Source organism: Enterococcus sp., from assembly GCF_032555305.1.
Taxonomy (GTDB): Bacteria; Bacillota; Bacilli; order Lactobacillales; family Enterococcaceae; genus Enterococcus_A.
This window is the reverse complement of the sequence record NZ_JAWGOQ010000017.1, coordinates 86,857-95,035: the sequence shown is the minus strand read 5'-3', so window position 1 is coordinate 95,035 and position 8,179 is coordinate 86,857. Positions and strand designations below refer to the sequence as shown.

Sequence of the window (8,179 nt, the reverse complement as noted above, 5' to 3'; positions counted from 1 at the left end):
AAGGTGGCTCTCTATCTCCGATTCGAGTGGCTCAGTTTTTCCCGATTCAGGTGGCTCAATCACGTCCGATGAAGTGGCTCCCAAACTCCGTCGTATGCAAAATATTAGTTTCAGGATGAATTAACGTATATTTTATCAGTAGTAGCAATCATGGTTAGCTACTAACTTGATCATTTTTGTTGAAATCAAAATAGAGTTCAAGATAATTATGATACTGGAGGGAAATGTTCATGGTAGAGATTGGAGCTAAGATCAAAGAACTGAGAGAAGCGAAAAAAATGTCGCAAAAGGATCTGGCGGCTTTTCTGAATGTTACCCCGCAGGCTGTTTCGAAGTGGGAACGCAATAAAAGCTACCCTGATCTAGATATGCTGGTGAAATTGAGTCAATACTTTCAGGTATCGGCGGATGAGCTTTTGGGAAATTCGAAGCCTTCATTTTTTGCCTCTTTCTTTTCTAAAACGAAAAAAGAAGACGAGTTAGAAAAATCAATTGAAATAAAACAATACCCTAAAGGCGAAGTGCCTAAAGCGGTAAGTATTGATAATATGTCTGGTTTTTTACGAATTACTTTTGACAATGAGGAGATACGTTATTTGAGATCGCATTTATTTGATGAAATGCTCGATCTTTATGTCCCAAAGAAAGGAAGAATAAAACGTAATCTATTCGCGTTTGGTAGGCATACTTCCTATCACTGGATCGGCTCGGAGTTTGAGTTTAAAGAGTCGGGCGAAGTGATTCTCAATGGTACGGATTCTTATTCGCCAGAAGAGCTGTGGTACGACAGTAAGGCGCACATCAATGAACTTCCTTTCCCTTAGCTTCCTAGTTAAGGGCTTTTTTTAGATTTCAATTTGTATTTTTGCTTCTTCCGCCAAACCTTAGTATAATGACGTTGTTTTGATATTTAGGAGGAAGTATACATAATGAAGAGTAATTTTTGGACAGAGCTGCCAAAGCCCTTTTTTATCTTAGCACCGATGGAAGATGTGACGGACGTAGTGTTTCGCCATGTGGTGAAAGAGGCTGGGGCTCCGGACGTTTTCTTTACAGAATTCACGAATTCGGACAGTTTTTGTCATCCAGATGGAATCGAGAGCGTTCGTGGACGGTTAGCCTTTACGGAGGATGAACAGCCGATGGTGGCGCATATCTGGGGTGACAAGCCAGAATTCTTTCGTGAAATGAGTATCGCTTTGGCAGATATGGGATTCAAAGGAATCGATCTGAACATGGGCTGCCCTGTGCCAAATGTCGCAGAGCGCGGCAAAGGCAGCGGTCTGATTCTGCGTCCGGAAGTGGCGGCGGAACTGATTGAAGCAGCGAAAGCAGGCGGTTTGCCAGTTAGTGTCAAAACACGACTAGGCTTTACTGAACTTTCGGAGATGGAGAATTGGATCAGTCATCTATTGAAGCAAGATATCGCGAATCTTTCCGTTCATATGCGTACACGGAAAGAAATGAGTAAAGTCGATGCTCATTGGGATTTGATTCCTCAAATTGTAAAAATGCGAGATGAAATTGCACCGCAAACCTTGATTACAATCAATGGAGATATCTTGGATCGTCAGATGGGACTAGAGCTTGCGGAAAAATACGGCGTTGATGGGTTGATGATCGGACGCGGGATTTTCAAGAATCCGTATGCCTTTGAAAAAGAACCAAAAGAGCATTCACCTAAAGAAATGATCGGCTTATTGCGCTTGCAGCTGGACCTGCAAGATAAGTATGCGGAGCAAGTTCCTCGTTCGATCGTTGGCTTGCATCGCTTCTTCAAAATCTATGTCAAAGGATTTCCTGGTGCGAATGATTTGCGGGTGAGTCTGATGAATACGAAATCAACAGCCGAAGTTCGCGAAATTCTAGATAATTTTGAGAGCCAGCATGAAGAAATTGCTTAGACATGGTTCTCAAGAGCCCTTGTTTAACGTAGGCAATCAACTATATAGAGTGAGGGCGAACATCCATATACGTTTTTTGTATTGAAATTAAACTAGTCTGGATTAGAAAGCAACGCGTGACGTGAAAAAGCTGCTGACCAAAAAGTTTATCTGCTTTTCCAATAAGTTCATCGATGGCACCTGTGTTTTTGCTTGCAGGTGCCAATAAAATTTTGACCTCTACGCAGTATGAAATTGTCAAAGATCGATTTAGTCGCGAAAAGGCCTACTCTCGCTTGGGAACTGGTGGTCCTTCTTTGTTTCTTTTTCTAATTTTGTGAATCCAGTGCAGTAGTCTGGTTCGTTCTTTCGTGTCTTGGTCTACTGAGTCAGATTCGGTTAATGTTACATAATTCTGTTTCAACCTGTTATCTTCGTTCGGAGTAGTTTTCGGTTGTGGGAGCGATTCTTTTTCCACTCTTATTTCTGGTCTTTCCATTGGTTTAATTTTTGTTAATAGATTGTGCAGGCGCGGTATTGTTGGCAGCACCTTCTGTTTCGAGATCTCCATTAAAGGTACAATCGGAGTTGGTAAGGCTCCCTGTTCCGTTTGTTTCAAGTCTCCTGTTGCTTCAAAGGTCGATTTTTCGATTGGTTTTTCTACCGTTTCTCCATAGTAAGTCACGCCTTTTGTCTCATGTTCTGGATCGAACATGATTGTTTCTTTAGTGATCACGACTTTGGCTGTGATCACAGAGTCGAATAGCTTTACGCCGTTTTCTGTACAAATGTCTAAGTTCGTTAATAGTTCGCAAGCTTTTTTGATCTCTGGTGCGGATAGGTTCGGGTCGAGCCCTTTATATTTCCAGTCATGGGTGCCGCCGTCACTTTTGCCAAATGTGGTAATTAAATCTAAGTCCTGGGTCATTGTTCTGCTTCCTTTCTCTGCTTCGTTTTCTGCGTAGGTTATTCGTTAACGTTTCAGTTTTTTCAAGGTTCATTGGTTTCTTCAGGACGGCCAAATGGTAATAGGGAACGGACAGTTGACACGATTGTTTCACCGAAGCTTCTTTTGGGAAAGACTTTTGAACTTAAAGTGTTCCACTCAGAAGCCATAAAGTAGTCTTCAAAATAATGGAAGTAGCGTTTCATGGAGCGTGTCGCCTTGGTATTCATGAATAGGTCGCGGACAAGATCCTTTAGAAAATAGTTAAACTCCGCCGCTCCCAACTGATTTCGTGCCTTGATTGCTAGGATGTATTGGATCGTGATGTTGCTGTTTTGGGTCGATTGATAAAAATTGGTGATGCGTGTTTCCAGTGTTTTTGGTTTTAAGTTGAATAGCTGTCGGAACGACAGAGGTTGTACATACATAGGTTCTCATCCCTTCTTTTTTGGTAGAGGAGGGCGGTCGCGCGTTACCGCTGCTCCTCAAAAATGATTGTCTAAAAAATAATTCGTTCGATGGTTTCGACGTACTTGGCGGTTTCCACAGTGTGGAAGAGTTCCGCGCCGTCTTTTTGACAAAGCTTCATGTCTGTCATTTGTTCTAACAGACCTTTGATCTCAGTGTCGGTTTTCAGAGTATTTGGATCTTTAAAGCTCCAGGTGTGGTTCTTTCCAAAGCTGTTTTTAAAGGTTGCGACGATTTTTAGCATTTAGTTTTTCTCCCTTCATTATTTGGTGTAACGTGATTGGCTGGTCAAAACCACGCCGTATAATTCACTGCCTTCAACGGATAACCCTCTCATGATTTCTCCTAATTCAAGGACTTTTTCCTCGCTTGGCTCTTCGATCACATTTGGGAAGGTGATTTTCTCGATTTTTTCTCCACCTGCGTCGATCTCTACTTGTAGTTTGTTGCCGATATGCTGAATCATTGATGTTGCCTCCTGATTTTGTTTTGTGTTCCGGCCGGTGACTAGAATATAAAGGATTTTAAAAAAGAATGCGAACCGCAATTTCGAATTAGTACCCCCAATTTCGAGCGATTAGGTCCTAGAAACGTTGAAAGACCGTTTTAATCACTCGAAGTTGAGGGTATTCATTCGATTTTGCGGTTTGACAGGCCAAATGAAAAAGAAGTATAATTAAAAATTTGAATTTCATCGTTCATATAAAATTTTTGATCTCTGTTTCTTTCTATTTCCTGTCGGTAAATAAAAATCAGCATCTGATTAGCCGCTCCCTGTTATAATTGAGAAAACAAACTGAAAGGACAGAAAATAATGATTGATGTAAAGCTTGGGGATATTTCACGTCTTGCAGTTCACGTCGATGCGATCGTCAATGCGGCAAATTCAGCCCTGATTCCCGGCGGTGGGGTCGATGGCGCCTTGAATCGAGCGGCCGGTCCGAGATTAAAGCAAGCCATGGCGAAGATTGGTGGGACACCCACTGGGACAGCAGTAATTACACCGGCATTTGAATTGCCTGCGGATTATGTGATCCATGCGGTTGGGCCGCGGTATATTGATGGCAAACATGATGAAGAAGCATTGCTGTACTCTGCTTACGAAGCCGTTTTTCAGCTGGCTCATGAATATGAAGTACAAACACTCGCTGTTCCGGTATTAAGCGCAGGGATCTACCGTTATCCGAAAGAGAAAGCAGCGGAAATTCTTTATAAGGTAGCCAACAATGGCAAAAATCAGTCGATCCATACGATGGTGATTGTCTTTGAAGAGTCTTGGCTCTCGATTTTTGAGAAGATCCAGCAAAAAAGCAACATTGAAAACGGTTGATTTTTATTAGCATATAGGGAATTAAGTGATAAAATGATAGTAAATAAGTTAAAAAGTGAGGCGAACGATTTGAAAGCTATCTCGATTCACCCGGAGCCGGTGATGGAAATCCTTGCAGGAAAGAAAACAGAGGAATATCGTTCATGGACGACGCATCATCGTGGTCCGCTATTGATTTGTTCGACAGCGATCAAGACTTCCGGCTGTATTTCGGGTCATGCGGTTTGCATCGTTGATTTAGTCGATGTTAAAAAATTAGCCGAAGATTCATATGCATGGATTTTTGAGAATGTTCGCTGTATCAAGCCATTTCCGATCAAAGGACAGCGGCGTTTGTACCATGTACCTGATGATCGAATCGTTGAGCCAGAGGCTGGTGAATTTATATTCGAGGATGGGGAGAAGGTCGTGACCGAAGAATTTTGGCAAGATTACTATTTATCCTTAGTTAACTAGGCGTTTTTGCTGGATAATGCTAATAACAATTTTAAATATCAGGATTGTTGATATATCAATTAAATAGATGCTTAAAAAAACACTCGTTTAAAAAATGAGTGTTTTTCTTTTTTTTAAAACAATAAAATAAAAAACTTGAAATCGTAATTATTTATAATAAAAAAAGGTTTATAACAAAATGTTTTCTTAAAAAAAGATTATATCATTTAGAATGAAGGTTTATATTTCTTAAAAATAACTGAAATCTAATTTTTTGTTAAAAGGCATTATAATAAAATTTTGTTTAAAATTATATATGTCTAAGAAAGGAGGATCACTAGTTTGAAAAATATCAGCTTACGGTTTCGGAATCTTTACGATTCAATTCCTTCAATTAGAAAGCCGAATCAAGCTGAAATAAGAAAAAGACTAATTCTTCAGTCGAAAAAAACTGAAGAAATGATTCGCAAGATGAGTCAAAAGCTATTGAGATGTCGTTGCCTGAGTGATCTTTTTTATTTTAGTGGTCACTCAAATGAATGGGCTTGGTCACTTTGGATGAGAGCTATTGGGGATTAAAGAAGGGATTTTGAAGAGGGGTGATCTGGGTTGAGAAAAATTAGTCTTCTATTTATTTTGTTGGTCTATTTTTTTTATTCGAATCCTGCCTTTGCTTCGGAAGAGACTGTTCCATTAATCATTGATACGAAACTAGCTGGTGAAAAGGTTGCGGGAACCGAATCGATTTATTTTGATATTTTTGATTTAACCGTCTGGTGTCAAAAAAGTAATCAAACAGAAAAAGAAGTCAAAGAATTCTGGTTGAATCGTTATCAGGATAAAAAACATTTTCAACAGTATATTCAACAATCGGCTTTGCCGCAGGTGAATGAGCGCCCATTATCAGCAACAGATGATGGAATCGTTCGAACAGAGTTACCCTATCAGCAACAAAAACAAACGGCGGTGTACTTGCTGATGGCATCAGGCGAAACTGGAAAGCAGGAATTCTTGCCAATGGTAGTCTTTATGCCAGATACACCCTCCACAGAGCCGATTCGTCTCTATGGAAAATATCAAGAGATCCAGCAGCAAGCACCACCACTCGTTGAGAAACAAACAAATCTAGAAAATAAGCCATCATCAAATAAACAATTGCCCCAAACGAATGAATTGTCCAGTAATTTTATAGCTAGTGGGTTGTTACTGGTAGTAATCGGGGGCATTGGTTTGGCTTATCAAAAACAGAAACAGGAGGAGAAATAAATGAAAAGAAAAAGAATGACAGGTTTATTGGCAGTGATCGCTTTCTTATTACCATTGATTACAGGAATGTTCGGCTTCGGGGAAACCTCTTACGCCGACGCTCCCACAGATGAACAGAAAGTAAACGTTACACTTCACAAGAAAAAAATGGACCAATTCCCAACAGAAGACATTCAAAATACCGGGGAAGAAATGAGCGAATTCAATCAATATGAAGGACTGCCGGGAGTCACCTTCAAAGCATGGGATATCAGTAATGATTTTTATAGTCAATTAAATGCTGAAGTAAGTGCGACTGCTTCGGCAGAAGAATATGCAGCAGCAGTAAAAAAATTAATGAAAGAGTTTGTGTTCACTGAAAGCAAAGCGACTCTTAAGGATACAAAGGAGACAAATGATTCTGGTCTGGCCGTTTTCAATAATTTGGATAAGCGTTCGGCTGACGGAACATATAAAGTCTATTTCTTTGAAGAGTTAGCTAAGTCAGGTGTTCAAGCTTCGGCTACTCCGTTGATTTTAGTTTTGCCAGTAGTGAAGAATAATGTAGAAAATAGAGATATTCATTTATATCCAAAAAACAAAGTTAAGGGCGAAATCGACAAAGTGTTAGTCGATGAAAATGGTAATCCACTATACAATGAAGAAAAACCAGAGGAAGAGCCAAAGAAAAAAGACCGCTATGATTATGAAGTCGGCAAAAAGGTTTACTATCGTGCCAGCTTTACAATCCCTAACCAAATCGGTGAAATCATCAATAAGGATAGCGGACAACAAACACGATATACAAAACTAATCTTCAAGGATGCTGTTTCAGAAAATGGTTTGAAATTTGAGGGTATTGATCGGATTACAATTGGTGATTCATCTACAAGTATTAAAGACGAGTTCCTTACTCATGGGGTACCAACTTATATGAGTACTGCTGATCCATATAATGAAAAAGCAGGATTCACTATTACAATGAATTTGAATGATGCAGTAAGCGGTGTTGATGATACCAACTTTAACACTTCGAAAACGACAGCTGAATACTTGAGCCAATATGGCGGGAAGACGATCAACATTTATTATGCGGTCTCTTTCACAGAAAAAACTCCTGTAGATGTAGATGTCAACAATAAATTCGAAGTAGATCTAACCCATGATGGTACGGATGAAAATGAATATGATGATGAGGTTCCACCGATCGTTACTGGCGGGAAGAAATTCTTAAAACATGAAGATGGAAAAGAAACTCAAGCCTTAGATGGCGCTACATTCATCGTCATTAAAAAAGATAGCGGCAAAGATTATTATTTGACTTACAAAGATAATACTGTCACATGGACAGAGATCGGTGCAGACAAAGATTACACAAACGCGACTCGCTACACCTCTGAAAATGGCGGTAAAATCACTGTTTCTGGTTTAGCTTTCGGAACTTACTACTTAAGAGAAATCGAAGCACCAAATGGTTTCCAATTATTGACAGATGATAAAGATTTTATAATATCAAAAGATTCATTTAAAGATGAAGCAACATTGAAAGTTGCCAACATTTCAAAAGGCGGCTTCTTGCCATCAACCGGGGGTAAAGGGATTATTGCTTTCCTAGCTGTGGGTATGGCTTTGATGTTGTTTGCATTCTATAAGTATCGTCGGATTCAACACGCTGCAAACTAATTTAATTGAGAACATGCAAGGGCAGTCACTTTGCCCTTGCTTTTTTATTTTTTGAAAAAAAATGGGATAAGTTGATAGAAGGACTTTTGATTATAAAATATAAAAAAAAGTTTTATTTTTAAAAAAAGTAAGATTGAATACCGATTGTTTGTGTTCATTTTTACTGATAGTCCAGTGTCTTATTTCAAT

11 protein-coding genes are annotated in these 8,179 nt (G+C 39.5%); 7 read left to right on the top strand and 4 right to left on the bottom strand.

Annotated elements, in window-relative coordinates; all coding sequences use genetic code 11:
• The first annotated feature begins 230 nt into the window (after nt 1-230).
• Both E6139_RS13535 and E6139_RS13530 read left to right on the top strand, forming a co-directional pair.
• Complete coding sequence (locus E6139_RS13535; RefSeq protein ID WP_316403598.1) at nt 231-824, top strand: helix-turn-helix domain-containing protein; 594 nt, start codon at nt 231-233, stop codon at nt 822-824.
• Nucleotides 825-929: 105 nt separating this feature from the next.
• Entirely contained in the window at nt 930-1,904 is a 975-nt protein-coding gene (locus E6139_RS13530) for a tRNA-dihydrouridine synthase (RefSeq protein ID WP_316403597.1), read from the top strand.
• Nucleotides 1,905-2,169: 265 nt separating this feature from the next.
• Here the strand turns inward: E6139_RS13530 and E6139_RS13525 are convergent, their stop codons facing one another.
• The 4 genes from E6139_RS13525 to E6139_RS13510 all read right to left on the bottom strand — a co-directional run bounded on the left by E6139_RS13525 (nt 2,170) and on the right by E6139_RS13510 (nt 3,763).
• A complete protein-coding gene (locus tag E6139_RS13525; protein ID WP_316403596.1) occupies nt 2,170-2,811 on the bottom strand; it encodes a hypothetical protein in 642 nt (213 codons plus the stop codon).
• A 62-nt stretch (nt 2,812-2,873) separates the two neighbouring features.
• Entirely contained in the window at nt 2,874-3,257 is a 384-nt protein-coding gene (locus tag E6139_RS13520; RefSeq protein WP_316403595.1) for a hypothetical protein, read from the bottom strand.
• Between the two features lie 71 nt (nt 3,258-3,328).
• Nucleotides 3,329-3,541: a DUF2922 family protein gene (locus tag E6139_RS13515; protein ID WP_316403594.1), complete on the bottom strand. Its 213-nt coding sequence runs from the start codon at nt 3,539-3,541 to the stop codon at nt 3,329-3,331.
• A gap of 18 nt (nt 3,542-3,559) precedes the next feature.
• Nucleotides 3,560-3,763 carry a hypothetical protein gene (locus tag E6139_RS13510; RefSeq protein WP_316403593.1) on the bottom strand — a complete coding sequence of 68 codons (204 nt, stop codon included), beginning with the start codon at nt 3,761-3,763 and terminating at the stop codon, nt 3,560-3,562.
• A 348-nt stretch (nt 3,764-4,111) separates the two neighbouring features.
• Between E6139_RS13510 and E6139_RS13505 the strand changes: the two genes are divergently transcribed.
• The 5 genes from E6139_RS13505 (at nt 4,112) to E6139_RS13485 (ending at nt 7,990) form a co-directional block, all read left to right on the top strand.
• Entirely contained in the window at nt 4,112-4,627 is a 516-nt protein-coding gene (locus tag E6139_RS13505; protein ID WP_316403592.1) for a macro domain-containing protein, read from the top strand.
• A gap of 33 nt (nt 4,628-4,660) precedes the next feature.
• Nucleotides 4,661-5,083, top strand: a complete 423-nt coding sequence (locus E6139_RS13500; RefSeq protein ID WP_316403591.1) for an ASCH domain-containing protein — start codon at nt 4,661-4,663, stop codon at nt 5,081-5,083.
• 321 nt (nt 5,084-5,404) lie between these two features.
• Nucleotides 5,405-5,641, top strand: coding sequence for a hypothetical protein (locus E6139_RS13495; protein WP_316403590.1), 237 nt, complete (start codon nt 5,405-5,407; stop codon nt 5,639-5,641).
• 30 nt (nt 5,642-5,671) lie between these two features.
• The gene (locus E6139_RS13490; RefSeq protein ID WP_316403589.1) at nt 5,672-6,328 is read left to right on the top strand and encodes an LPXTG cell wall anchor domain-containing protein; all 657 of its coding nucleotides are present in this window, start codon (nt 5,672-5,674) and stop codon (nt 6,326-6,328) included.
• The gene (locus E6139_RS13485; protein WP_316403588.1) at nt 6,329-7,990 is read left to right on the top strand and encodes a SpaH/EbpB family LPXTG-anchored major pilin; all 1,662 of its coding nucleotides are present in this window, start codon (nt 6,329-6,331) and stop codon (nt 7,988-7,990) included. It abuts the gene before it with no gap.
• The last annotated feature ends 189 nt before the right edge of the window (nt 7,991-8,179 follow it).